Consider the following 21,795-nt stretch of genomic DNA (forward strand, 5'->3'; position numbering starts at 1 on the left):
GCATATCCTTGGCGGGAGGAGACAGCTATAGAAGCCGGCCATGAGCAACAATTCCAACACCCCAAAAGACACCCATTACGCCAAGCTGCGCCGCGCTTTTCGCGACGAGAAAAGCGGTGGCGCGCCGGCGTTCAAGCCGCGCCAGCCCGTGCCGCCGGGCGAAACCGCAGCCGACGGTGTGGTGCGACTTTATGGCTTGCACACGGTGCGGGCGGCGCTCGACAATCCGAGGCGCAAGATCCGGAAAATGCTGGTGACGCGCAATGCGGCCGAGCGCCTTGAGATCGCCGATCTCGCCGCCCTGCCCTTCAAGACCGAACTGGTCGAACCCAGGGATATCGACAAGATCACCGGTTCGGACGCCGTGCATCAGGGCGTGCTGATCGAGGCGGAGCCGCTGAAGCCCAAGCGGCTCGATGCGCTCGGCGACGCAAAGCTGGTGCTGGTGCTCGACCAGGTGACCGATCCGCACAATGTCGGCGCCATCCTGCGCTCGGCGGTCGCCTTTGGCGCCGGGGCGCTGATCACCACGGCCCGCCATAGCCCGCAGGAATCGGGCGTGCTGGCGAAAGCCGCTTCCGGGGCGCTCGAGCATATCGACCAGATCGAGGTGAAGAACCTTGCCGACGCGCTCGATCAACTGCACGAGGCCGGCTTCCGCACCATCGGGCTTGATTCGGAAGGCCCGGCCGAGCTCGAAAAGAGCTTTGCCGGAGAGAAGATCGCGCTGGTGCTGGGCGCCGAAGGCAAGGGCCTGCGCCAAAAGACGCGCGAGACGGTGACGACGCTGGCGCGGCTCGACATGCCTGGCGCGATCCATTCGCTCAATGTGTCGAACGCGGCGGCGATCGGCCTTTATGTCGCGCAGACATTCTTGAAGCGCGGTTAGAGCGGTTCTCCGTTTCACGGAAACGGTGAACCGCTCTAACCCTTTGTTTTGACGCAATTTCGGACGGAAAACCGTTCACACTTTTCCTGAAATTGCTCTAAGCCTGAAAACGGCAGGCCGTTTGCCGAAAACCACCCCGGACGAGAAACGGGTTCCAGCTTCAAACACCGGAACCCGTTCTTCGACAGGGAAGAGTTGGCGGCTTGGGAACGTTGCGCCGCCCTCTCCTGACCTATGCCGCTTTACCTTTGACGTCGGCTGGCTCGCTGCCGACCTCGAAATTGGCCATCCGCTCCAGCGCGCGGACCAGCGCCGAATGATCCTCCCTCGCTCCGCCATTGGCCGCGCAGGAATTGAACAGCTGCTGGGTGGTCGAGGTGTTGGGCAGCGAAACGCCGAGCGCCTTGGCGCCCTCCAGCGCCAGGTTGAGATCCTTCTGGTGCAGTTCGATGCGGAAGCCGGGCGCGAAGGTGCGCTTGACCATGCGCTCGCCATGCACTTCGAGAATCCGCGAGGCCGCCAGCCCGCCCATCAGCGCCTGCCTGACCTTGGCAGGGTCAGCGCCGGCTTTCGAAGCAAAAACAAGCGCTTCGGCGACGGCTTCAATGGTCAGCGCGACGACGATCTGGTTGGCGACCTTGGTGGTCTGGCCGACGCCGTTCGGCCCGACCAGGGTGATGTTCTTGCCCATCTTCTCGAAAATGGGTTTAGCGCGTTCAAAAGCCTTTTCCTCGCCGCCGACCATGATGGTGAGCGACGCCGTCTTGGCGCCGACCTCGCCGCCCGAGACCGGCGCGTCGAGATAGTCGCAGCCGAGATCGTTGATTTTCTTCGCAAACACTTTGGTCTCGATCGGCGAGATCGAGCTCATATCGATGACCAGCTTGCCCCTGGTCAGGCCCGATACGACGCCGTTGTCGCCGAACAGCACCTCGGCGACTTGCGGCGTATCCGGCACCATCATGATGATGATGTCGGCGGCTTTTGCCACGGCGGCATGGCCGGTAACGGTCTTCAGCCCCTTGGCGATGAGATCGGCCGGTGGCTTCGAGCGATGATCGCTGGCGATGACCTTGTAGCCGGCATCCAGCAGATGCCCCGCCATGGGCGCACCCATGATGCCGAGGCCGATGAAGCCTATGGTTTCCATTGTGGTTCTCCTGATATTTGTGCGAACGCCCCCTCATCCGGCCCTTCGGGCCACCTTCTCCCCGAGGGGAGAAGAGGTTGCAGAGGTTGGTGCGCGTCTCTTCTCCCCACCGGGGAGAAGGTGGCCGCGTTAGCGGCCGGATGAGGGGGCCTTAGCCGCTACGGCGCTGCCCTGCCCGGCCAGGTCCCGGAACCAGCCCAGCCCGGCCTCGGTCCCGGCCTTCGGCTTGTATTCGGCCCCGATCCAGCCGGAATAGCCGATCCGGTCGATGTGATCGTAGAGGAAGGGATAATTGATCTCGCCCGTCCCCGGCTCGTGACGGCCGGGATTGTCCGCAAGCTGGATATGCGCGATGCGGCCGAGGTTTGCCTCGATCTTACGGGCGAGATCCCCCTCCATGATCTGCATGTGATAGATGTCATATTGCAGGAACAGGTTCTTCGAGCCGACGCGGTCGATCAGCGCCAGCGCCTGGTCCGAATAGTTGAGGAAGAAGCCCGGAATGTCGCGGGTGTTGATCGGCTCGATCAAAAGCCGGATGCCGGCCTGCTCCAGTTTCTCCGCCGCGAAGGCGAGGTTTTCGGCAAACACATCCTCGAGCACCTTGCGGTCGGCGCCGGCGGGCGCGATGCCGGCCAGGCAATTGACCTGCGGGCAGCCGAGCGCCTGTGCGTAGGCGATCGCCTTGGCGATGCCCTGACGAAATTCCGGCACGCGGTCCGGCAGCACGGCGATGCCGCGCTCGCCCTTGCCCCAGTCGCCGGCCGGCAGGTTGAACAGCACCTGGGTCAGGCCGTTCTTCTTCAGCCGGGCAGCGACGACATCGGGAGCATGGTCGTAAGGGCCGATGTATTCGACGCCCTTGAAGCCGGCGCGGGCAGCGGCGTCGAAGCGGTCGAGGAAATCATGCTCGCCAAAGAGCATCGACAGATTGGCTGAAAAACGCGGCATCTCTTTTCTCCTAATCCAGCATCACGATCGCGGTCGGTGCATCCTCATGGCTTTCGGCAAGGTCCTCGAATTCGGTGATCTTGTCGATCTCGGTGCCCATCGAGATATTGGTGACGCGCTCCAGGATGAATTCGAGCACCACCGGAACCCGGTGTTCTTTCATCAGTTGCTGCGCCTGCTTGAAGGCGCAGGCAAACTCCTCGGGCTTGCGCACCCTGACCGCCTTGCAGCCCATCGCCTCGGCAACGGCGACATGGTCGACGCCATAGCCGGCCTCGGGATCGCCTGATCGGTTGATGTTCTCGAAGGCGAGGCTGACCTCATAGTCCATCGCAAAACCGCGCTGCGCCTGGCGGATCAGGCCGAGATAGGCGTTGTTCACGACGACATGGATGTAGGGCAGCTTGTGCTGTGCGCCGACCGCCAGTTCCTCGATCATGAACTGGAAATCATAGTCGCCCGACAGCGCCACGATGGTGCGGTCCGGATCGGCGGCACGCACGCCGAGCGCTGCCGGCAGCGTCCAACCGAGCGGGCCGGCCTGGCCGCAATTGATCCAGTTGCGCGGCTTGTAGACATGCAGAAACTGCGCGCCGGCGATCTGCGAGAGTCCGATGGTGGTGACATAGGTGACGTCGCGGCCAAACGCCTTGTTCATCTCCTCATAGACGCGCTGCGGCTTCAGCGGCACCTGGTCGAAATGCGTCTTGCGCTTCATCGTCTTCTTGCGGGCCTGGCATTCCTTCGCCCAGGCCGACCAGTTGCGCAGTTTACCTGATGTCTTCCACTCGGTGGCGACGTCGAGCAGCATCTTCAGCGCCGCGCCCGCATCCGAGACGACGCCGAGATCCGGCGCGAAGACACGACCGATCTGCGTCGGCTCGATGTCGACATGGATGAATTTTTTGCCCTTGGTGTAGACATCGACCGAACCGGTGTGGCGGTTGGCCCAGCGGTTGCCGATGCCGAAGGCGAAGTCGGCTTCGAGCATCGTGGCGTTCCCATAGCGGTGCGAGGTCTGCAGCCCGCACATGCCGGCCATCAGCCGGTGATCGTCGGGAATCGCGCCCCAGCCCATCAGCGTCGGGATGACCGGCACGCCGGAGATTTCGGCGAACTCGATCAGCAGATCCGACGCATCGGCATTGATGATGCCGCCGCCAGCGACGATCAGCGGCCTTTCGGCCGCGTTCAGCATCGCCAGTGCCTTTTCGGCCTGGGCACGCGTCATCGCCGGTTTGAACGGCACCAGTGGCTCATAGGCATCGATATCGAACTCGATCTCGGCCAGTTGGACGTCGACCGGCAAATCAATCAGCACCGGCCCAGGACGCGACGAGCGCATGAGATGGAATGCCTTCTGCAGCGCCATCGGCACGAGATAGGGCTCCATGACGGTGACCGCCCATTTGGCGACCGGTGCTGCGATGGCGGCGATGTCGACAGCCTGGAAATCCTCCTTGTTTAGCCGAGCACGCGGCGCCTGGCCGGTGATGCAGAGGATCGGGATGGAATCGGCCGCCGCCGAATAGAGCCCGGTGATCATGTCGGTGCCGGCCGGTCCGGAAGTGCCGATGCACAGACCGATATTGCCTGCCTTGGCCCGCGTATAGCCTTCGGCCATGTGCGAGGCGCCCTCGACGTGACGGGCGAGTACATGGCGGATCGTGCCCCTTGCCTTCAGCGCCGAATAGAACGGATTGATCGCCGCGCCCGGCACGCCGAAGGCGCAGGAAATACCTTCCTTTTCGAGAACAAGAACCGCCGCATCGACAGCGCGCATCCTGGCCATTTTTCCGGCCCTCCACAGGGTTTGTCATTATTGGATGGCCAAGAATGTCAGCACGTCGGCTATTTTTCAATTTTTTCAGAATATTTTTTCATTTCTAGAAAACGGCTGCTGAGTGCTGATTTTATTGACTTTTCGGTTTTCCAAGAATTTGCCTTCCCGCCCGAGTGAAAAACTTTTTCATTGCTTGTTTGGTGAAATCAGCAAGGATGGCGCCATGGATACGACCGAAAAACGCCAGCGCGGCCGGCCGCGCGCTTTCAACGGGCCTGCCGAGGCCAGTTCGGTGCAGTCGCTCGACCGGGCCTTGCGCATCTTGGCCATTGTCGCTGAGGGCAGCGGCCTGTCGCTGAGCGAAATATCAGCGCAGAGCGGCCTTGCCGCCTCCACCGCCTACCGCATGCTGACGACACTGCAAAACCACGGCATGGTCGAGTTCGATACGTCAGACCAGTTGTGGTCGATCGGCGTCGAGACCTACCGCATGGGCGCGGCCTTTCTGCGCCGCCGCAAGCTGGTCGACCGTGCCCGCATCGTCATGCAGGAGTTGATGGAAAAGACCGGCGAGACCGCCAATCTCGGCGTCGCCGAGGATGATTGCGTGGTGTTTGTCAGCCAGGTCGAGACACATCAGGCGATCCGCGCCTTCTTCCGGCCGGGGACGCGCAGCCCGTTCCACGCGTCGGGCATCGGCAAGGCGGTGCTGGCGCATCTCGAACCGGAGCGCGTAGGCGCCATCTTGCGCAAGGCCGGACTGCAGCGTTTCACCGACAAGACGCTGTCCGAGATCCCTGCCCTTGCCCACGATCTGGCTGTCATCAAGCAGCGTGGCTGGTCTGTCGATGACGAGGAACGGCATCCCGGCATGCGTTGCGTGGCGGCCGCCATCTTCAATGAATTCGGCGAGCCGATCGGCGGCGTCTCGGTGTCGGGGCCAACCGTACGGGTGACGCCGGAGCGGCTGGCCGAGATCGGACCGATGGTGCGCAGTGCCGCGGCCGAAGTGACCAGGATGATCGGCGGCGTGCAAGCCGGCTGATCAGCTTGCCCCGGGCAGCGCACTCCTCGTCGCAATATCGAAGAAATCGAGCAGGATAGCCATGCCGACACCACAGGCGGTGAAGATGAGGCCGGCGATGAAGATGCGGTTGGCGCGTTCATAGACACGCCGCTGCAGGGACTTGATGTCGAGCAGCAGCGACAGCGCCCGCATCTGCAAGGCGATCCCGGCCAGGATCGGCAGAACGGCGACAAGATGGTAGGCCCGCCAAGGGATCGGGTTGGCGGCCCAATGAGTGATGAACCCAAGCGAAAATGCCAGCAGGATGCCGACAGTGGTGACTGTGCCGTTGCGGAAAACCGTCTCGATCAGGTCTTCCCTGGGATCCTGCTCGTCCAAGCCACCCTCCCTCAACCGGCCATCGGGATAGACTAGACGCCGCTAAAATCGCTGTATAGCGCCGCCAGATCGGATTTCACCGCCTTGCCGTGGCGTTCGAATGCATGCGAAAGGGCGCGGATGAGGAAAACGCTTCAGCTTTTGCTTGTCGCTTCGCTGTACGGATGCGTAGCGACGACACCTCAACCCGATGCCGGCGATCAACGCGTCGACCCTATTCCGTTCTCGCTCGCGCTTGAGGAGATCGTCACCACCGGCATTCGTCAGCGCTTGCCAGATCCTGCTTCCGCCAGGTTCGGCAGGACGCTTGCCGGCGAGCGGACGCTGAACGGCCGCAGGGAGATTGTGGTCTGCGGCTTCGTCAACGGCAAGAATCCGCCCGACGGCTCTGGCGGCGACCAAGCCTTCATTGCCAAGATCTACCCGGATTCGGGAAGCAGCTTCGAACTCGTCACCATGGGCAGCGTTTCGGAAACGCGGCGGCTCGTCGGCAGGACCTGCAGCGCTGCCGGATTGCCGATCGCCGATTCCGACCTGCAACGGTAACTATCTATGAGACGAACGAAAGAGGGGCTCGCGCGAGCCCCTCTTCTGTTGCGGAAATGGTCCTCCTCTCAGAGCCGGCAGTAGTGGCTGTAGCCGTCATGGCCGATGTAGGTGTCGGAGTCCGGATCGTAGCTCGAATAACGGTCGAAGCAGCGGCGGACGTGCCAGGAACCGCCGTCTTCGTCGACATAGACGGTGCGCGGCGGCTGCTGAGCGAGCAGGCTGCCCAGGACAAACCCGCCAACGCCGGCGGCGATGCCGATGCCGAGGTCGTGGTGATGCGAATGGGCCGCCGAAGGCTGGACGGTGCCGACCAATGCGGTGGCGGCGACGGTGGAGGCGATGAGGCCAGAAACGAGTGTGCGCTTGAACATGACGATCTCCTTGGTTTGGTTACCGAGGCGATCCATCCGCCTCTTGATCATCTGTCGCTGCGGCAACGAAAAAGGTTCGAATATTTTTTCGAACAGATGGTGATCGCCCAATTCGAAGCGGCATGTGACGCCAATCATCAACGATGGTCGCGCATGACGACACGCAGACGCGAAAAAGGGCGGTCGAAGCCGCCCTTCTCCAATCGCGTCGCCAGATAGGTTCAGTAGATGATGATGTGATGATGATGGTGGTGATGATGATGATGGTGCCACCAATAGTCCGGATAATCCGGATAGTCCGAATAGTCCGAGTAATCCTCGTAATAACCGTGGTGGTGATGATGGTGCATGCCATGGGCCGACGACGTCTGAACCGTGGCGGCTAGCGCGCCCGTGGCGACGAAAATAGCTACGAGAGCGGAAGTGAGCGTGCGCTTGAACATGATGATCTCCTGGATCCTTGACCGAGGCGACCATTCGCCTCTGGAGATCAGTCGGCGTGGCCGGCCAAAAGGTTCGAGAGGTCGAGGAGATTTTCGGCTGAGCCGGAGGAAAGGCGAGTAGCGAGTGGCAACAGCGAAAAGCAGGGGACACCAGAGTGCCCCTCGTTTCCGACTATTCGCTATTTCGCTCTCTCACCCCATGCCCGTGACATGGCGAAGCCAGAAGGCGAGCGCAATGAAGCCTATGATCGTGGTGACGCCGGCCCAGTCGACATTGGCCTTCTTCACATCGCTGATGATCTTCACCACCAGCATCCAGGCGATGACGACGATGGGGAGAATGATGACGAGCCGGATCATGCGACACTCCAGTCCGAAGCGATTGCACCTCACAGATATGTAGGAAATGGCTTTGCGGATTTCAGCACCCCGCCTGCACCGCGTCATCCACCGCTGCGGGTAGCCGAAAACGGAGTTTTGTCTTTACTGGCGCAACAAATATGCTAACCGGAGCGCCGTGCCCTTGTAGCTCAGCTGGTAGAGCAGCGGTTTTGTAAACCGAAGGTCGGCGGTTCGATTCCGTCCGGGGGCACCAGTTTCCACCCGACAATCCCCAGAAATCAAGGAACTCAAGGGTTTCAACGTCCCCCGAGGTACACCAAAAGGTACACCGAGGATGAAAATGGCACTGGAACATGTCCAGCCGCGCGGCAATCGGAAGGTCTATCGTCGGAAGGTGCCAAAGCCCCTTCAAGGCATTCTAGGCAAGACAGAAATGGTCCTTCGCCTCGGTAAGACCGATGCCGAGGTACGCAAGCAGTATGACGCCACCCACGCCGAGGCAGAGCAAATCTTCGCCAAAGCATGGGACGAGTTGCATGGGGTGAAGGCGCCGGCTACGAAGCTCACAGCGCGCGAACTGTTCGACCATGCGACCAAGCGACTTCGGGACCTTGGCTTCAACCCGTATCGTGCCGGCAGCGGCGATCCAGATGATCCTGAGGAACTGTCCGAATGGATTGCTCGCGATGTCGTCGCCGAGGGGATCGTCAAAGGCTATCCAAGGGATGAACAGACCGACCACCCCATTGGCGTCTCCAGCGAGGACCGGGCACTGCTGACGCTGCTTACCTCACCAAGCACCCCTCAGGGTCCCTCACCCACTCTAGAGGACGCCAAGCGGCTTTATCTGAAGGCCCGGTTCACCAAGACCAATCCCTCTGAGAAATCGAAGAAACGGGATGAGCAGCAAGCCGACCGCGTCGTTGGACATGTCATATCAGCTCTCGGCTACGACCCAGTGTTGGCGGACATGAAGCGCGCCGATGCCAGAACCGTTGCTGACGCCATGTTGAAAGAAATCCCGACTGCCGCGACCGTGGACCGATACCTCAACGTCGTGCGCGCAATTGTTGCCCATGGCATTCGCGAGTTCGACCTAACCGGCACAAAAAACCAATTTGAGAAGCTTGATGTTGCCGACAGCAGTCGAGAGCCGGACAAGCGAAAGAGGCTACCCTTCACGTCCGAGCAACTAGCCGCGACGCGAGAGCGGGTGCTTGACCGCGCCGCTAGCGATCTCCAGCAGATTTGGCGGCTCCTAGAAGGCACCGGCTGCCGTCTATCAGAGATTACCGGGCTGCGTGTCAGCGACGTTATGCTGGACGCCCAATATCCGCACATCGACGTTGAGTGGCATGACGAGCGTCGCGTCAAAACCGAAGTGTCTCGTCGGAAGGTCCCCCTCATTGGCGACGCCCTCCAGGCAGCACATGAGGCCGTTGAGGCGGCAGGCGAAAGCAAGATGCTGTTTGCCCGCTATGGCCATGAAGGCGGCGGCGACAAAGCCTCGGCAGCGCTTGGAAAGCATGTCAGGGCCGCTGTGGCCGACAGGAAGGTGACCACGCACTCATTGCGCCACCGCATGGAGGACTTGTTGGTGATCGCTTGGGTCCCCGAGAAGCTCAAACGGTCAATCATGGGCCACTCAGGGGGCGGCGCCGGGGACAACTACGGTGGCGAAGAAGCGCGGCTGAAGGTGGCGACTGAAGCGCTGGTGAAGGCGCTGCTTCTTGAAGAGACGGCCACTTAGACGGGATAGGTCTCGGGAAGAACGCATTGCAGATGTCGGCGCATTATCCTAAGCCTGGCCCCAACTTAATCCATCAAACGCTGACAAGATTCGCAATTGGCTAAGTCATCTGCCTTGTGAAAAAAGGTTTCGGCCCTTGTCGTCAGCGGACATCTTAAACCTTTGTTGACTATAACCGGCCAAAGCTAAGCGCGTGAATGACATCGTACAGCCCACTTTCGCCGAGCTAGATGCCAACGCCGAGGCGGCGCTGATCGCTGGCGCGCGCTTTGCCCAACCTGTCAAGGGTTTGACTCACGGCTTCTACAAATATCCTGCTAGATTCTCCCCTGCATTCGTCCGAGCTACAATTGAAGTTTTTACAAAGCCCGGAGACCTAGTGCTCGACAATCACGTCGGCGGCGGCACGACGATGGTCGAGGCAATCGCTTCTGGACGGCATGCCGTTGGCGTTGACATTTCAAGCCTTGCAGAGTTCGTGTCGTCGGTTAAGGCTACCGTGTTCTCGGACGTTGAACTCGACGAACTTTCAGTTTGGGCGACGAAGCTTCCTCATTCGATTGACCTTCGTAAACAGAGCATTCACTTCGGACACTACGCAGAGCTTGGATATTATAAGCACCTAGAGCACAAGTCTCGGTGGCGTCTCAGAAAGGCCATCGAACAAGGAATGGGAGCCGCCATATCGCTGGGCGAACCCCGCCTTGAAGCGTTTGGGCGGTGTGTTGTGCTACGCACGGCTCAGTGGGCTCTTGACGGGAGGAAGTCTCTTCCATCCATCAGCGAATTTCGGACGTTCCTTGGCGAAGCAGCGACAGCAATGGTTGGTGGCGCCAGGGCCTTGCGGGCCGCTTCGGTCGCAAATGGCGTCCCGACTAGCGCGATAATCCTCAATCGATCCGCCGCAGGCTTCGAAGTCGACGAGCGCGTCACAAATATTCGACCGAAACTGGTCCTGACCTCGCCGCCCTATCCTGGAGTGCACGTCCTCTATCACAGGTGGCAGGTGGACGGCCGCAAGGAATCAGCGCTGCCCTTCATGATCGCCAAGCGGCTGGATGGTAGCGGCGGTGCCTTTTACACCATGGGCGACCGCAAGGGATCGGAGTACTTCGCGAACATAAAGGCCAGCATGGGATCTGCGGCGGCAGTCGCTGACGACAACACCATTATCGTTCAAATGGTGGCGTTTGGCGACGCACAGCACCAGCTGCCTCGGTATCTGGAGACAATGTCCGAGATCGGCCTTGAGGAACTCCTCCTATCCTCCCTGCATGGAGAAGGGGATGGACGCTTGTGGCGCACCGTCCCAGGACGTCGCTGGTACAGCCGTCAAAAGGGGGATACGCCAGGCTCCCAAGAGGTGGTTTTGATCCATCGGAAGCGCGCGCATGGGATTAGGCCGCTTCCCCCGCAATCGCTGACAGCGGCTCAAGTTCACCCGTAATCTGCGATAAAGTGTCGACCAGCGGTAGGAGGAAAGGCGCAATAGCACTTGTCACGTCCTCTACCGTGTCATGCAGATCAGGGCGTTTTGTCTCCTCGCCCTCTTCCTGGCTTTGCGGTTCGCGCTTACGGCTTTCGAGATCATGCCGAATTAGGGCAAGGGTGATGAGGGTCATCCCGAATTTGTATCGATCTCTGTATTCATTCATTCGCTTAGGCCGCGCCTTCACCGCCTGATCGATGAAAATGTTGTTCATGTTGATTGTATAGTCAAAGAGAGCGGTCCCTTCCTCAGCGCCGGGCTGACGCTTGATCCGCATTGCGGTGAATTTGGTGAACGGCGGGTCCTGGTTTCCCCAGCCTGTCTCCCAAACATCAACTGGGTTCGGGACATTGAGCTTCGTGTCGTTCTGAGCGCTTTTACCGGGTTTCTCGCCCGGCACGTCAGGCTTCGGCTTGGGTGGGGTGGGCCGCTCCGGTGTTTCTCCCCTTTCCGCTTGGATAGTCAATACGAAACGATTTCGGAATGGTTCGACGCGGCTCGGGTCCATGATCTGAGCCTCAAATGTTAGCTGTTCGCCAATCGCCGCATCGGGCGGAAGAGACAAAGACAGGGTTGCGTTGCCCTCAAATAAATGCGGTGTCCGCCAATTCTTGGCCGGGACCAGCCCCACTCCCGTGACTTGGAAGAGCTTGAACTCACCAGGGTCCTCATCGCGCCGAAAGTAATCATTCTCGACGTCGGTCACAAAGGCGATACGAGTCTGGGAATTGATGTTGGAGTCGCGCTGCAACTCAACCTCCGGAATGCGGTCCTTGAAGTGAAACTTCGTTGGAAACCGCAAACCCTGCCAGGGCTTCTCAACAACTTCGACGGAATGAGGTTTGAAGGGGTTTGCGATACGGAAGCCTGTTCCGAGAATTTGTTCAAGCAGGGGGTGCTTCTTGACCATATCCTCAATGAACTTCTCGAATGTCGCCGACACCTCCGGATTGTCTGACAGCTCACTCTTCCGGCGGGCATTTGCAATCTGCAGGAGTTCCTTGTGATTTTTAAGCTTCTCCTCCAGTTCCTGTTCCAACCGAAATTTTAAGTCTCCGTGCCGAAGATTCTCACGTGTCGGCATGAATAGCTTCTCGTGGGCGCGCACGCTGATGGCACTTGCGTCGACGAAGACGAGTAGTGAGTCCCACAGATAGTCTTGTTTCACCGCCCTGCGCCGGAAAAAGTCCTTGCTGAAGAAGGCATGACACTGGCCGTTGAACGTGAAGACGACCCCTTCATCCTTCCGGTAGTTGTCGGCGGGATTTTTCTTCTCGTCCTTGGCGCGCTTGCGGAAAAGATAGATGCGACCTGTAAATGTTTCCCCGTCGAGGTTGATGTCGAACTTATCAAACCATTCAACGTTCTGGCGCTTCGGACTTTTACGATCCTCTTCCAAAGTGTGGATCAGGCCGGCCATGGTCGTACTATAACTTCCAGAATGCCCGGAATAGTTGCGACATTCATGGAAATGGACCGGTAGCGCAGGCTCAGGCAGCAGGATGCGGACCCGTCCCAGAAGACCGCCCTCCAACATCATATTAGTGCTCGCCCTTACTGCGTATTCATACAGCTTGAACAAAGTTCCCCAGATGGCCTCTCGGGCATACGGCTCGTTCTTTATCGGGAAAATCGCCAGGGCTGGTGCCTGGAAAGTCAGCAGGCCCCGATTGCCCAGCGCGTCTGGCTCGCCGGCCGGCGCTAAATAGGTAAATCGACTGGCGCGAGGCGAGGCCGGGCTTGGGTCTTCGCGGCGTATGATCGTGAAGCTCCAGAGCGAATCTTCTGGGTCCGCGTCTGCGGGCAGTAGCTTTGGATTTCGCTTGCTCAGCACCAATTCGACATTGTGTTCTACGCCACAGAACTCCAGAACACCGCTGCCACCCATGTTGAATTTTCCCTGGACGAACGGGATCGAGTTCTTATTTCCCTTGTGCAGAGATAGAATAGTCTTCGGCATGCCCTTGGGCGTCTGTCCCTCGCCGTCATCGACGATAGTTATGGAAGGCCGTCCGCGCTTCCCTGTCGCGGCGACAGTGATCGATTGAGAGAGCTTCTCGACGTTCTTAAGTTCCTCTCCGAATAGGAGGTTGCGGGCGTCGAACACGGATTGTGGAGCAGCGGCCCCGTTGATCGGCAGTCCCGCCATCCGAGCTGACGCGATGAGCTTGGTGTCGATCGAGTTCATGAGCTTCTCAATCAGGGCTTGTTCCGCACGGCTTTGCTGTCCGCCAACAGTGGCCCAGTTCTCGGGCTGATCCCCATAGAACCGCCAAGCGGTGGGCTCGTCCCAATACCCCGCGTCCTTCAGCAAGGTAACGACCTCAGCCTCTGTATCCGCCTTGAGCAGGCTGTCGAACAACTTCCGCGCTTCCATGCCCTTAGGCATACGTCACCTCCTATGTCTGTTGCCTTAGAGCTTGAAGTCGACCTCGTCTTTTCCACCGGTCGACATCATGCGAGCCTCCAGCGCGTCCACCTCTTTTGTCAGCGCCTTCACGATCTTTTTGACATCTGTTTCGGTGTATTCGTAGGCATTCTTGTTCGCCAATTTGGCGATAACCTTTATCATTTTAATCGCGTTCTTCGTGCGATTTTCAGCCAATTCAACGAACTTGAGGCGCTTCGCATTGCCGGTTTTCACTTTCGAATTTTCCGCCGGTTTGTCCAGCATCTGTGCAGTCCTTTCGCTGATTTTATATTCGGTAATTGATTTGATAATTTCTCTCCTAAATTAGACGATATCCGGAGTCAAGGAATGAATCTCGGCGCGCCTACGCTGTGCACTCTTTTTCGTTCAAATTGGATGATTTTGGGTGCCGGCGGCAGTGAACACCGGTCGTTCTGGTACGGTAACCACCGTGCTCATGAAACGTTGAAAGGCTCAATTTTGCTAGAATGCATAGAGCAATTGGTCTCTAATCGACCTCAGAATTTTGTCGCAACGGGCCGCCTTGTCGCAATGTGCGATCTCTACAACCTCACCACGAGCCAAGAGGCCATCCGCCAGTGGACTGGCGCCCTGCGGGACATCTTGGGCAATCTTGAGCCATCGACCGACATCTATCCCAACCGACCCGGCCCAGTGGTCCGTAACGCATTGGATGGGGAGCGTGAGGTTGCCAACCTGCTTTGGGGGATGCCGACCCCATCCGAGCGGGTGAAGGGCAAAGCAGACTACGGCACGACCAACATCCGCAAGCCGCAATACACCCACTGGCAGCAGTATCTCGGCGTCGAGCATCGCTGCGTCGTGCCGGTTACAAGCTTCGCGGAACCAAGCCCTAAGGACGAAGATAAGGACCCCGAGACGGGCATTCAAAGGAACTTCTGGTTCGCCTTGAATGAGGATCGCCCGCTGTTCTTCTTCGCCGGCCTGTGGACGCCTTGGCAGGGCGTACGAAAGGTCAAGGACGGCCCAGGCGATCACGAGGTCTACGGCTTCATGACGACAGACCCCAATGCCCTGATCAAGCCAATTCACGAGAAGGCCATGCCGGTCATTCTCACGACACAAGAGGAGACTGAGGTCTGGCTTACAGCGCCTTGGTCAGAAGCGAGGGGGCTTCAGCGGCCCGCACCAGACGACGCCCTCGTGATCGTCGACAAACCCGCCACCCAGGTCAAATTCCCGTTGGGATCGACGCCCGGCGACCAACTGCGGTTGCTGTAGGTATCGTCCCAGGCGAGACGAGCGCTGTCAGACCGTGTATTTTCCCTTGGTGTCAGTCAATTTCTTGACAAGCCCCTTCATCTTTTCGCCGTGTTTGCCAACATAGTTTTTCAACCAATCTTCATAAACCTCATAGGCATCCAGGAGCGCTTCGCGGGTAACATCTCCGTCATGGCTGCCGAGATTGCCGACCACCCTTAGTGCGGTGAGCGTATCTTTGTATTCCGGAGATTTCTCACCGAAGAGGTCTATTCGAGCGGCAAGAGTAATGAAGGCACCCTTTTCTGTCGTAGCCGGGATGCCCTCGCTGTCCAAAATGCGTTCGACGCTGATCCGTAGCCGGTTGGCGGCGGAACCACGGTCTCCCCAGAAAGCGCTGAAAGACTGCTTAATGGCATTTTGGGCCGCGCTCGGCGTCGCCGGTGGAATGTTCATCAAAGGGGCGCCTGGTATCATGCTTTTGGGGACTAGAGACTCGGCAATAAACTGCTCGCTATCGTCGTCCGAACGGAACTCATTTGTCACCGTTTCGCCTATCATCGAAACGATATCGCCACACTTTGGCTGATCACAAACGAGCAAGCAGGAGAACCTACCCCTCTCCCATTCTGGTTCCCAGTCAGGATTGTCACGTTCGGCGATCACATCGGCCGAATAGCCGATCCTCAAGCTTTCTTTGTCAAGCGCGAGGTTGCCGCGACCGCACGTCGGGCACTGCCAGGGCGGCAGATGCTCTTGCATGAAATATTCGTCCCAAAAATAGCGAACGTTTGCCACGGCAACCCCACTGACAGCCAACGCCAATCGTCATTTCGCGTTGGGTATCGTATTTCGCTTCAAATGTCGTGAGCCGTTGTGAGCTACGACGTCATAGGGATGACTGCTTTTGACTCTGAGCGTCCCTCAATCCTCATCCCGCCAAACGACGCGCCGCACCGTCCTGATTTCAGCGAGCCGCCTGACTCGAATGCCATGCCGCTCTCGTGCCGATGGGTTTTGCGTCTCGGCGTGCATGAACTCGTTCTTGCCGCACCGTTTGCAACTCATTCTGCTCCCGACCAGCTCAGCCTCGATATCACCGAAGATTTCCCTGAGGTCAGCCGGCAGATACCAATGCTTGACGTTGCACAGCCCGCAACGGACTAGCACCAACTGCCCAATCTCATGGGCATTGCTAAGCCTCCATGCGCCGCCGCGCTTTCGTCTTCCGCCGGTGTCAGGCATGACCCAAAATAGGAACTCATTCCTCTCGGGGTCAATCGGCTCTTGACATTTACGTTCTCTTTTTGTTCACTGCAGGCAATGGAGCGTTTGGAGTTACCGCAATGGACCGCATCGTCACACTCAGCAGTCGCCAAGAGGCCGCCCTTCAAGCCCACGCCGACGATTTCATTGCCGTCCACAAAGGCGACGTGATGAAGGCGCTCAAGGAAATGATCGTTCTAAACGGGCACCTACAAGAACGCCTTGACGCGCTCACCGCGCCACGCCGCGCGACACGATAGGAGTAAGCACCATGGGCACAATGTACTTCGACGCCGAGGCCAAAGCCGAACTGCACTCTGAAGCGGTGAAGCTGATTGCCCGCTACGACAGCCCCCTTGAGACCGTGAAGGCGCTCATGGCGTACAACTGTGAGCTTGAGACCCAAATCCTCGCCATAGCTCACCGGCATCCGGGGATTGTGGCGATCAGCTACGACCCCACGTCTCCCGTTCTGGGCTGATCTGAATGTCAGCGATCCTGCCTCAACAGAAGGCACCGAAGCTCATCGTCGTCACCGCCTTCGACCGCGATGAGGCCGGCGACCTTCAGCCTATCTTTGGGCCTGCCGAGCAGCAGACCGAGGACCGGGCGATAAGGACCGCGAAGGGCTTGGCAGGGAAACACGCCGGAGTCATTGCGTGGTCTCGCGATGCCAACCCGTCACTGGGTGAATACGGGGAGCCGACTACGCTCTTTGTTGGCGGGGAAGTTCCCGACATGGAGTGAAGATGCGGGGTCAATCCGCTAAGAAGAACCTCCGGCTAGAAAATCCTTCAACTCAGCAATTCGTTGTACGGTCAACCGTTCAAGCTCCGATATGTAGAACACCGGGCGAAGCGTTCCGCCTTCGGCAATTGAGGCAGCCAACGCCGACTGCCCATCTGCATATTGTGCCCATGTGGCCTGCGTGCGAACAACGCTCTCGTAATCCGACGGCGATAGTTTCTGCTCCAGCGCTTCAAAGACGCTCTTCAACACGGCTTGAGCAGAGAACAATTTATTGCTCCACTCTTGGTCAAATTCAGTTTCAATATCGGAGTAAGCTTTAACTTCCAAATTCGGCCTGTGTGCTGAAAGTGCTACAGCACTCTTTACCGCCAAATTTACAATCTGATGATGAGTTTTGGCCGACCTTGGGAGATCGATCTTGACGTCGTCCTCGATCGCACGAAGGCGAGATGGCTTTTGCATTAGGAAATTTTCAATCTCGGCAACTTGATCGAGTGTTAGGCCGTGCTTGTCCATATTGCCGCGCAGCTCGACAATTTTGGTCAGTCTATTTAGCCGCTCATCTGCGTCCGAGCCCTCGATTCTGCGTTTCCCGAGATAACTCAAGGCTCCGGCAAAAAGCCGAACAAGCAACTCGATCATTGCTCGAAGCCCCCCACAATTTCCCTTTCGCCTGTGCCGTGTCCCTGTTGAATGAGACTAAGGGAGGTCGGAAATATTTGGTAGAAATTTCTGCGCGGGTGATCGGATAACTGGCACGCGTGAAGCCCCCCCGTACCCCCCTCGGTTCCACCACACGCGGTTCCCAAGGGTCGCGCTGGATGGCGCAACGGCTGTCGCTGGGGGTTGACTGCGCGCGGACAGGGACAAACCTGACCACTAGCTATGGCAATCGTGCACAAACCTATGCGTTGGTGAACAAAGCCATTGACATGTGCACTAATCGTCCACTAAGTGGTGTACACCAACACTCTTAGAGAAAAGTGCACACCATGATCATCGGCTATGCCCGCGTCTCGACCACAGGCCAGGACCTCGACGTGCAGCTTCAGAAGCTCAAGGCCGCTGGCGTCGATAAGACCTACAGCGAGAAGAAGTCCGGTCTGGACGATGAGCGCAAGGAACTTGCAGCGGCCCTTGAGTATGCCCGCGAGGGTGACGTGTTCGTGGTGACCAAGGTGGACCGTCTGGCCCGTTCAGCGGCTCACCTTCACCAGATCGTCAGGGACCTCGACAAGAAAGGTGTCGGCTTCAAGGTGTTGGATGACGCCTCGCTGGACACGACCACCCGGACAGGCAAGCTGGTGTTCGGCATCCTCGCCAGCATTGCCGAGTTTGAAACGGCGCTGCGGAAGGAACGCCAGATGGAAGGCATCGCCAAGGCCAAGGCCGAGGCGGAGAAGAAGGGTGAGCCGTGGAAGACCGGCAGGCCCGTGACGCTCGACCATGACCTGATCAAGGCCCTGAAGGCCGAGGGACGATCTGTGAGGCAGATTGCCAAGGAAGCCGGGTGTTCTCCCTCGGCGGTCCAGAAGGTCCTCGCAGCGGCGTGACAATTCCCATAGCCATCCCACTAGCACTACGGAGGCGCAAAGGCCCCCACTAGGACCATGAAGGCGGCAAAGGCCTCCACTAGCTTAGGAAGGTAGAATATTAGCGATTGCTGAATAGGCACACTACTAGCACTACTAAGGCGATAAGGCCCCTACTAGCACTACCCAGGCGATTGCCCCAGCTAATAGAACCTACGAAGGCGCCATTGAGGCCACCACTAGCACTGCCCAGGCGACTTCCCCCTCCACGAGCATTACCAAGGCGACAACCCCCTCCACTAGGACTACGGAGGCGATTTGCCCACCTACTAGCACTGGGCAACGGCCATACCCACGTTCAGGCCGCTTGGGCCTAAGCAGGCGACAAGCCCACCCACTAGCACTACCCAACGCTCTTCTCCCGATCGACCATCCTGTGCAGACCTGACAGGCACCCCTGTTGCTCCTTCCGGGGGCGCTTGAAGGTGTCGCCGGGGTGGTCGGTCTTGGTGAGGTGCGAGGCTCAGCGAGCTATCCCGAATGTTCAGACGCGTGTCTGCTCATCTATGCATTTGAGGGTGGACAGCCGCCCGATCGACCATACCCAACAAGGAGCAATGGAATACACGACCGAAGTACTCGACCGAACTACCGGCGACCTCAAGACCGTCTCTCTCGGCAGTTGGATCTCCGTGACTGAATACGGCGCTTCCAAGGGCGTTGGATCTCGGCAAGTCCGAGCGATCCTGTCCCACCTCGGGCTACTCCAAGAACAGCTTGAGGTATCCAAATCAGGCAACTCTAGGGTCACCCGAAGACGCCTCACTAACGAGGCCGTCAAGGCCGGTCTTGGCAAGTGCATCTATCCGAAGAAGGCGGGAAGCTATCCCTTCGATGTCCTGTCGCCCGAGGGCCAATCTTGGGCCGACCTAAGGTGGGACGATGCGGTCAAGACCATGGCGTCTGAGATCGCTTCAAACCCGATTGCCACGACTGCCAAGGAATGCCTCGACCAGTTCAAGCTGTCGCGACTGTCAGACATGACACCTCAGATGGAAGTCTGCTTCCTGTCCGACCACTTCTCCGACCTCCTCCAGGTCGACATCTGCCGGATCACCGGGGCATCACCACGCATGGTTTCCCTGCATGTGAACACCCGAGCGGACCAGATCAGGGCATGGAAGGCTTGGAGGGATAAGACACTTCTCGTCACCGAGCGTGTCACCTTCAATCCCAACTGTGTTGACCTCTAGCGTCCCCCTGAGTTGAACCCGGACTGGGGATTTCCTTCTTTGGTCTCCCCTTGTGTGGTCTCCACCCGAAGGGTTCCCCTAAGTCCCCCAATTAGTTCGCCTTTGGGCGTTCCCTGACTACGTCACCATGATCGTCATCCGACTGGATACCTACATTACACAAGGAGTTACATCGTCGAAAAATGACTACCGATGAGAAGGCGCTGGCGACTCTACGTCAGCCTGGATGGGACCCGAACGGGCTCCATGACCAATACGTTACCGAGCATGCCGTGACGGCTTTCCTTGCGCCCTACCGGGACAGCCACCCCGATGGTCGACCCATTCACGAACATCGCCTTGGAGCGTCGTGGACGGGGCCAAGGAATGCGGCTGGGGATCAGACCTATCTGCCGTCGCTATGGGCCATGCTTGACCATGTGGCCGACGTCAAGGACCTGACTGACAGACAGGTGGTCCATCTCGTCATGACCTCGACCGACAGCGAAAGTTACAAGCCGGAAGAGTGGCAGACTATGGTCGCGGGCAAGATTGCCGAGGCCAAGGTCCGCCATGACGCCGACAGGCGAAGCAAGCGGCACAAGCTCGACCACGACGACAGAGCCGCGCGGGGAGGCCGGGAACGGCTTACGCTCGACCATCTATCGGGCCAACGGGTGATCCCCGACGACTCCTTGTCACAGCGCGCAAAGATGCGCCGAACGAAGTCACTGAAGGACGCGAAGGCGCGGCGAGACCAAAGGCGGAAGACTGCCGAGGGTGTCGTGATCCAACCACGTAAGGAGGAATGGCGGGCGACGAGCCCAGAGCAAGTGAAGCAGTATCATCAGACCATGGACCGGCTGGTTGCGATGGGAACCCTCGACCCGTTCACGGTCGACGACGAGGCGGCGGACCCTGAGGGCTCGCCTATGGCGTACCTCTACCGCATGGGCCGAATGACTTCGAAGGGGGATCGAGCGTGACCCCGGATCAGATCAGGCGGCGCGATTGGGTCGCTACTTATCCGTCGCGGGAGCAGGCTCTGGCCCTGATCGAGTGGTTCAAGAGCGACGACTGGTCGTCCGTCTACTATGACCTCGACAGGCGGCTCGCGGGGATCGGCATCAAATGGACCGACAGTTTCCTTGCGGCTGCAGAGCGATGCTGGGAAGTCTATGGCTACCCGGAACTGGAGCCGGTGGCCCGTGCGCGCAGGGTTGCCGAGGTGACGACGCGGCCCGCCCTCTCAGCGCCACGTGTAGGAGTCGCCAGAGGCAGCGACGACCTTCCCGGTCCATCCGCCCCAACCGCACCTAGCGCTCGTTCTGGAGGCCCTCAGACGATGACCTACGGGTTCTCACCACAGCGCTAACCCAGCCACCACCACCAAGCCTATCTGCACCCGGAGCAATAGCGCACCGGGGCCGATCAACCATGACCAAATCAGACAGGAACTGAAACCATGACCGACTTCACCAACACCACCGCATTCATCTCCGACAGCACCTACGTTGACGCCGACCCGGCAACGGAAGCTGTCGCCAAGGCAGAGGCCGAAGCCCGCGTGGCGTTCGCCCCGCACAGCGCACGGAGGCCAGCCGAGTGGCAGGACCTAACCGGCATCACGACCGTGAAGGACGGCGCTGTCGTCGACATCGTCGAGGAGGATGGTGCCGCAGAGGCCGAGATCGCGGCCGAGACTGAGACCGCCGGCTAAGCCCCAACCGATCATCACCCAGAAGGAACGGACAACATGAACCATTACGACGACAACCCGAACAAGTACCAGGCCGACAACACGCCACTGGCTCAGGCCATGATGCGGGCTCAGGCTGCACAGGTCGAAGCGGACAAGGCCAAACAAGACGCCTTGGCTGCCGAGGGGACAGAGCGGGCCAAGCAGGAAGAGATTGACCGTGCTGTCGAACTCTCGATGTCCCGCATGAACCAGCAACTTCAGGCCCAACGCATGGGCGTGAAGACGCAAGGGGCAATCAGGTCTCAGGACGTTGGGGTGATCCCGCCCATGGCAGAGGTGGAGAAGACCACGGTCAGGGTCCTCGGCGGCATTGAGGTCTCGTACCAGCAGGCCAGGGACATGGCCGAGGTCGGGCAGATCACGCAGGCCGACTTTAACAAGGCCGTGGTCGATGGGCTGGCAGCCCGTGGCTACGCCGCGCCGAAGTCTTTCAGGTAACCGTAGCGGACGCCGAGAAGCCTCTGGCCCCTGTCGAGGGG

The 21,795-nt window shown here is 59.1% G+C and carries 26 protein-coding genes and 1 tRNA gene; 16 read left to right on the top strand and 11 right to left on the bottom strand.

Annotated elements, in window-relative coordinates; genetic code table 11:
* Nucleotides 1–40: 40 nt before the first annotated feature.
* Nucleotides 41–889 (top strand): TrmH family RNA methyltransferase, encoded by an 849-nt coding sequence (locus A3A9_RS0100385; protein ID WP_027057022.1) that lies wholly within the window; start codon nt 41–43, stop codon nt 887–889.
* 232 nt (nt 890–1,121) lie between these two features.
* On the opposite strand, the gene A3A9_RS0100390 is transcribed toward A3A9_RS0100385, so the two are convergent.
* The 3 genes from A3A9_RS0100390 to gcl all read right to left on the bottom strand — a co-directional run bounded on the left by A3A9_RS0100390 (nt 1,122) and on the right by gcl (nt 4,782).
* A complete protein-coding gene (locus A3A9_RS0100390; RefSeq protein WP_275451158.1) occupies nt 1,122–2,054 on the bottom strand; it encodes a 2-hydroxy-3-oxopropionate reductase in 933 nt (310 codons plus the stop codon).
* Nucleotides 2,055–2,168: 114 nt separating this feature from the next.
* The gene (otnI, locus tag A3A9_RS0100395) at nt 2,169–2,990 is read right to left on the bottom strand and encodes a 2-oxo-tetronate isomerase (protein WP_027057024.1); all 822 of its coding nucleotides are present in this window, start codon (nt 2,988–2,990) and stop codon (nt 2,169–2,171) included.
* 10 nt (nt 2,991–3,000) lie between these two features.
* Complete coding sequence (gene gcl / locus A3A9_RS0100400) at nt 3,001–4,782, bottom strand: glyoxylate carboligase (protein ID WP_027057025.1); 1,782 nt, start codon at nt 4,780–4,782, stop codon at nt 3,001–3,003.
* 214 nt (nt 4,783–4,996) lie between these two features.
* On the opposite strand from gcl, the gene bhcR reads away from it, so the two are divergent.
* Nucleotides 4,997–5,818 carry an HTH-type transcriptional regulator BhcR gene (gene bhcR, locus A3A9_RS0100405; RefSeq protein ID WP_027057026.1) on the top strand — a complete coding sequence of 274 codons (822 nt, stop codon included), beginning with the start codon at nt 4,997–4,999 and terminating at the stop codon, nt 5,816–5,818.
* Here the strand turns inward: bhcR and A3A9_RS0100410 are convergent, their stop codons facing one another.
* Nucleotides 5,819–6,178 carry a hypothetical protein gene (locus A3A9_RS0100410; RefSeq protein WP_027028812.1) on the bottom strand — a complete coding sequence of 120 codons (360 nt, stop codon included), beginning with the start codon at nt 6,176–6,178 and terminating at the stop codon, nt 5,819–5,821.
* Between the two features lie 120 nt (nt 6,179–6,298).
* On the opposite strand from A3A9_RS0100410, the gene A3A9_RS0100415 reads away from it, so the two are divergent.
* Nucleotides 6,299–6,724 (top strand): hypothetical protein, encoded by a 426-nt coding sequence (locus A3A9_RS0100415; protein ID WP_027057027.1) that lies wholly within the window; start codon nt 6,299–6,301, stop codon nt 6,722–6,724.
* Nucleotides 6,725–6,792: 68 nt separating this feature from the next.
* On the opposite strand, the gene A3A9_RS0100420 is transcribed toward A3A9_RS0100415, so the two are convergent.
* From A3A9_RS0100420 to A3A9_RS45045, 3 genes are all read right to left on the bottom strand, one after another.
* Nucleotides 6,793–7,098 carry a BA14K family protein gene (locus A3A9_RS0100420; protein ID WP_027028810.1) on the bottom strand — a complete coding sequence of 102 codons (306 nt, stop codon included), beginning with the start codon at nt 7,096–7,098 and terminating at the stop codon, nt 6,793–6,795.
* Between the two features lie 221 nt (nt 7,099–7,319).
* A complete protein-coding gene (locus A3A9_RS42255; RefSeq protein WP_082221785.1) occupies nt 7,320–7,541 on the bottom strand; it encodes a hypothetical protein in 222 nt (73 codons plus the stop codon).
* A 192-nt stretch (nt 7,542–7,733) separates the two neighbouring features.
* Nucleotides 7,734–7,901 carry a hypothetical protein gene (locus tag A3A9_RS45045; RefSeq protein WP_082221786.1) on the bottom strand — a complete coding sequence of 56 codons (168 nt, stop codon included), beginning with the start codon at nt 7,899–7,901 and terminating at the stop codon, nt 7,734–7,736.
* Between the two features lie 159 nt (nt 7,902–8,060).
* Here A3A9_RS45045 and A3A9_RS0100435 point away from each other — a divergent pair.
* The 3 genes from A3A9_RS0100435 to A3A9_RS0100445 all read left to right on the top strand — a co-directional run bounded on the left by A3A9_RS0100435 (nt 8,061) and on the right by A3A9_RS0100445 (nt 11,080).
* Nucleotides 8,061–8,136 (top strand) — tRNA-Thr (locus tag A3A9_RS0100435).
* 87 nt (nt 8,137–8,223) lie between these two features.
* A complete protein-coding gene (locus A3A9_RS38010) occupies nt 8,224–9,633 on the top strand; it encodes a tyrosine-type recombinase/integrase (RefSeq protein ID WP_161634464.1) in 1,410 nt (469 codons plus the stop codon).
* A 193-nt stretch (nt 9,634–9,826) separates the two neighbouring features.
* Nucleotides 9,827–11,080 carry a DNA methyltransferase gene (locus A3A9_RS0100445; RefSeq protein WP_027057029.1) on the top strand — a complete coding sequence of 418 codons (1,254 nt, stop codon included), beginning with the start codon at nt 9,827–9,829 and terminating at the stop codon, nt 11,078–11,080.
* Here the strand turns inward: A3A9_RS0100445 and A3A9_RS0100450 are convergent.
* Nucleotides 11,031–13,511, bottom strand: coding sequence for a hypothetical protein (locus tag A3A9_RS0100450; protein ID WP_027057030.1), 2,481 nt, complete (start codon nt 13,509–13,511; stop codon nt 11,031–11,033). The genes A3A9_RS0100445 and A3A9_RS0100450 overlap by 50 nt on opposite strands.
* A 24-nt stretch (nt 13,512–13,535) precedes the next feature.
* Nucleotides 13,536–13,796, bottom strand: coding sequence for a hypothetical protein (locus A3A9_RS0100455; protein ID WP_051370634.1), 261 nt, complete (start codon nt 13,794–13,796; stop codon nt 13,536–13,538).
* Between the two features lie 288 nt (nt 13,797–14,084).
* Between A3A9_RS0100455 and A3A9_RS0100460 the strand changes: the two genes are divergently transcribed.
* On the top strand, nt 14,085–14,795 hold the full coding sequence (locus A3A9_RS0100460; protein WP_027057032.1) for an SOS response-associated peptidase: 711 nt from the start codon (nt 14,085–14,087) through the stop codon (nt 14,793–14,795).
* Between the two features lie 27 nt (nt 14,796–14,822).
* Here A3A9_RS0100460 and A3A9_RS41660 read toward each other — a convergent pair whose 3' ends face one another.
* Nucleotides 14,823–15,572: a DUF4145 domain-containing protein gene (locus tag A3A9_RS41660; RefSeq protein WP_152536032.1), complete on the bottom strand. Its 750-nt coding sequence runs from the start codon at nt 15,570–15,572 to the stop codon at nt 14,823–14,825.
* Between the two features lie 78 nt (nt 15,573–15,650).
* Here A3A9_RS41660 and A3A9_RS44750 point away from each other — a divergent pair, with 78 nt between their 5' ends.
* The 4 genes from A3A9_RS44750 to A3A9_RS0100485 all read left to right on the top strand — a co-directional run bounded on the left by A3A9_RS44750 (nt 15,651) and on the right by A3A9_RS0100485 (nt 16,787).
* Nucleotides 15,651–15,941, top strand: a complete 291-nt coding sequence (locus tag A3A9_RS44750; RefSeq protein WP_161634465.1) for a hypothetical protein — start codon at nt 15,651–15,653, stop codon at nt 15,939–15,941.
* Between the two features lie 179 nt (nt 15,942–16,120).
* Nucleotides 16,121–16,300: a hypothetical protein gene (locus A3A9_RS0100475; protein WP_027057034.1), complete on the top strand. Its 180-nt coding sequence runs from the start codon at nt 16,121–16,123 to the stop codon at nt 16,298–16,300.
* Nucleotides 16,301–16,311: 11 nt separating this feature from the next.
* Entirely contained in the window at nt 16,312–16,521 is a 210-nt protein-coding gene (locus A3A9_RS0100480) for a hypothetical protein (RefSeq protein ID WP_027057035.1), read from the top strand.
* A 5-nt stretch (nt 16,522–16,526) separates the two neighbouring features.
* On the top strand, nt 16,527–16,787 hold the full coding sequence (locus tag A3A9_RS0100485) for a hypothetical protein (protein WP_027057036.1): 261 nt from the start codon (nt 16,527–16,529) through the stop codon (nt 16,785–16,787).
* Between the two features lie 18 nt (nt 16,788–16,805).
* Here A3A9_RS0100485 and A3A9_RS0100490 read toward each other — a convergent pair whose 3' ends face one another.
* Nucleotides 16,806–17,432 (bottom strand): lysozyme inhibitor LprI family protein, encoded by a 627-nt coding sequence (locus A3A9_RS0100490; RefSeq protein ID WP_027057037.1) that lies wholly within the window; start codon nt 17,430–17,432, stop codon nt 16,806–16,808.
* 350 nt (nt 17,433–17,782) lie between these two features.
* On the opposite strand from A3A9_RS0100490, the gene A3A9_RS0100495 reads away from it, so the two are divergent.
* The 5 genes from A3A9_RS0100495 to A3A9_RS0100520 all read left to right on the top strand — a co-directional run bounded on the left by A3A9_RS0100495 (nt 17,783) and on the right by A3A9_RS0100520 (nt 21,754).
* Nucleotides 17,783–18,343: a recombinase family protein gene (locus tag A3A9_RS0100495; RefSeq protein WP_027057038.1), complete on the top strand. Its 561-nt coding sequence runs from the start codon at nt 17,783–17,785 to the stop codon at nt 18,341–18,343.
* Between the two features lie 596 nt (nt 18,344–18,939).
* A complete protein-coding gene (locus A3A9_RS0100500; RefSeq protein ID WP_152536033.1) occupies nt 18,940–19,575 on the top strand; it encodes a hypothetical protein in 636 nt (211 codons plus the stop codon).
* Between the two features lie 182 nt (nt 19,576–19,757).
* Entirely contained in the window at nt 19,758–20,540 is a 783-nt protein-coding gene (locus tag A3A9_RS0100505) for a hypothetical protein (protein ID WP_027057040.1), read from the top strand.
* 479 nt (nt 20,541–21,019) lie between these two features.
* Nucleotides 21,020–21,274 carry a hypothetical protein gene (locus A3A9_RS0100515; protein ID WP_027057042.1) on the top strand — a complete coding sequence of 85 codons (255 nt, stop codon included), beginning with the start codon at nt 21,020–21,022 and terminating at the stop codon, nt 21,272–21,274.
* A 36-nt stretch (nt 21,275–21,310) separates the two neighbouring features.
* Nucleotides 21,311–21,754: a hypothetical protein gene (locus tag A3A9_RS0100520; protein ID WP_027057043.1), complete on the top strand. Its 444-nt coding sequence runs from the start codon at nt 21,311–21,313 to the stop codon at nt 21,752–21,754.
* Nucleotides 21,755–21,795: the final 41 nt, after the last annotated feature.

Origin of the sequence: Mesorhizobium loti CJ3sym (assembly GCF_000472785.1) — a bacterium.
Taxonomy (GTDB): Bacteria; Pseudomonadota; Alphaproteobacteria; order Rhizobiales; family Rhizobiaceae; genus Mesorhizobium; species Mesorhizobium loti_E.

What these genes read in the sequence shown, in the direction of transcription:
- A3A9_RS0100385 (WP_027057022.1), top strand. Translation starts at nt 41, where the DNA reads ATGAGCAACAATTCCAACACCCCAAAAGACACCCATTACGCCAAGCTG.
- otnI (WP_027057024.1), bottom strand. Translation starts at nt 2,990, where the DNA reads ATGCCGCGTTTTTCAGCCAATCTGTCGATGCTCTTTGGCGAGCATGAT.
- gcl (WP_027057025.1), bottom strand. Translation starts at nt 4,782, where the DNA reads ATGGCCAGGATGCGCGCTGTCGATGCGGCGGTTCTTGTTCTCGAAAAG.
- bhcR (WP_027057026.1), top strand. Translation starts at nt 4,997, where the DNA reads ATGGATACGACCGAAAAACGCCAGCGCGGCCGGCCGCGCGCTTTCAAC.
- A3A9_RS0100415 (WP_027057027.1), top strand. Translation starts at nt 6,299, where the DNA reads ATGAGGAAAACGCTTCAGCTTTTGCTTGTCGCTTCGCTGTACGGATGC.
- A3A9_RS0100420 (WP_027028810.1), bottom strand. Translation starts at nt 7,098, where the DNA reads ATGTTCAAGCGCACACTCGTTTCTGGCCTCATCGCCTCCACCGTCGCC.
- A3A9_RS42255 (WP_082221785.1), bottom strand. Translation starts at nt 7,541, where the DNA reads ATGTTCAAGCGCACGCTCACTTCCGCTCTCGTAGCTATTTTCGTCGCC.
- A3A9_RS45045 (WP_082221786.1), bottom strand. Translation starts at nt 7,901, where the DNA reads ATGATCCGGCTCGTCATCATTCTCCCCATCGTCGTCATCGCCTGGATG.
- A3A9_RS38010 (WP_161634464.1), top strand. Translation starts at nt 8,224, where the DNA reads ATGGCACTGGAACATGTCCAGCCGCGCGGCAATCGGAAGGTCTATCGT.
- A3A9_RS0100450 (WP_027057030.1), bottom strand. Translation starts at nt 13,511, where the DNA reads ATGCCTAAGGGCATGGAAGCGCGGAAGTTGTTCGACAGCCTGCTCAAG.
- A3A9_RS0100455 (WP_051370634.1), bottom strand. Translation starts at nt 13,796, where the DNA reads ATGCTGGACAAACCGGCGGAAAATTCGAAAGTGAAAACCGGCAATGCG.
- A3A9_RS0100460 (WP_027057032.1), top strand. Translation starts at nt 14,085, where the DNA reads ATGTGCGATCTCTACAACCTCACCACGAGCCAAGAGGCCATCCGCCAG.
- A3A9_RS0100475 (WP_027057034.1), top strand. Translation starts at nt 16,121, where the DNA reads ATGGACCGCATCGTCACACTCAGCAGTCGCCAAGAGGCCGCCCTTCAA.
- A3A9_RS0100480 (WP_027057035.1), top strand. Translation starts at nt 16,312, where the DNA reads ATGGGCACAATGTACTTCGACGCCGAGGCCAAAGCCGAACTGCACTCT.
- A3A9_RS0100485 (WP_027057036.1), top strand. Translation starts at nt 16,527, where the DNA reads ATGTCAGCGATCCTGCCTCAACAGAAGGCACCGAAGCTCATCGTCGTC.
- A3A9_RS0100490 (WP_027057037.1), bottom strand. Translation starts at nt 17,432, where the DNA reads ATGATCGAGTTGCTTGTTCGGCTTTTTGCCGGAGCCTTGAGTTATCTC.
- A3A9_RS0100495 (WP_027057038.1), top strand. Translation starts at nt 17,783, where the DNA reads ATGATCATCGGCTATGCCCGCGTCTCGACCACAGGCCAGGACCTCGAC.
- A3A9_RS0100500 (WP_152536033.1), top strand. Translation starts at nt 18,940, where the DNA reads ATGGAATACACGACCGAAGTACTCGACCGAACTACCGGCGACCTCAAG.
- A3A9_RS0100505 (WP_027057040.1), top strand. Translation starts at nt 19,758, where the DNA reads ATGACTACCGATGAGAAGGCGCTGGCGACTCTACGTCAGCCTGGATGG.
- A3A9_RS0100515 (WP_027057042.1), top strand. Translation starts at nt 21,020, where the DNA reads ATGACCGACTTCACCAACACCACCGCATTCATCTCCGACAGCACCTAC.
- A3A9_RS0100520 (WP_027057043.1), top strand. Translation starts at nt 21,311, where the DNA reads ATGAACCATTACGACGACAACCCGAACAAGTACCAGGCCGACAACACG.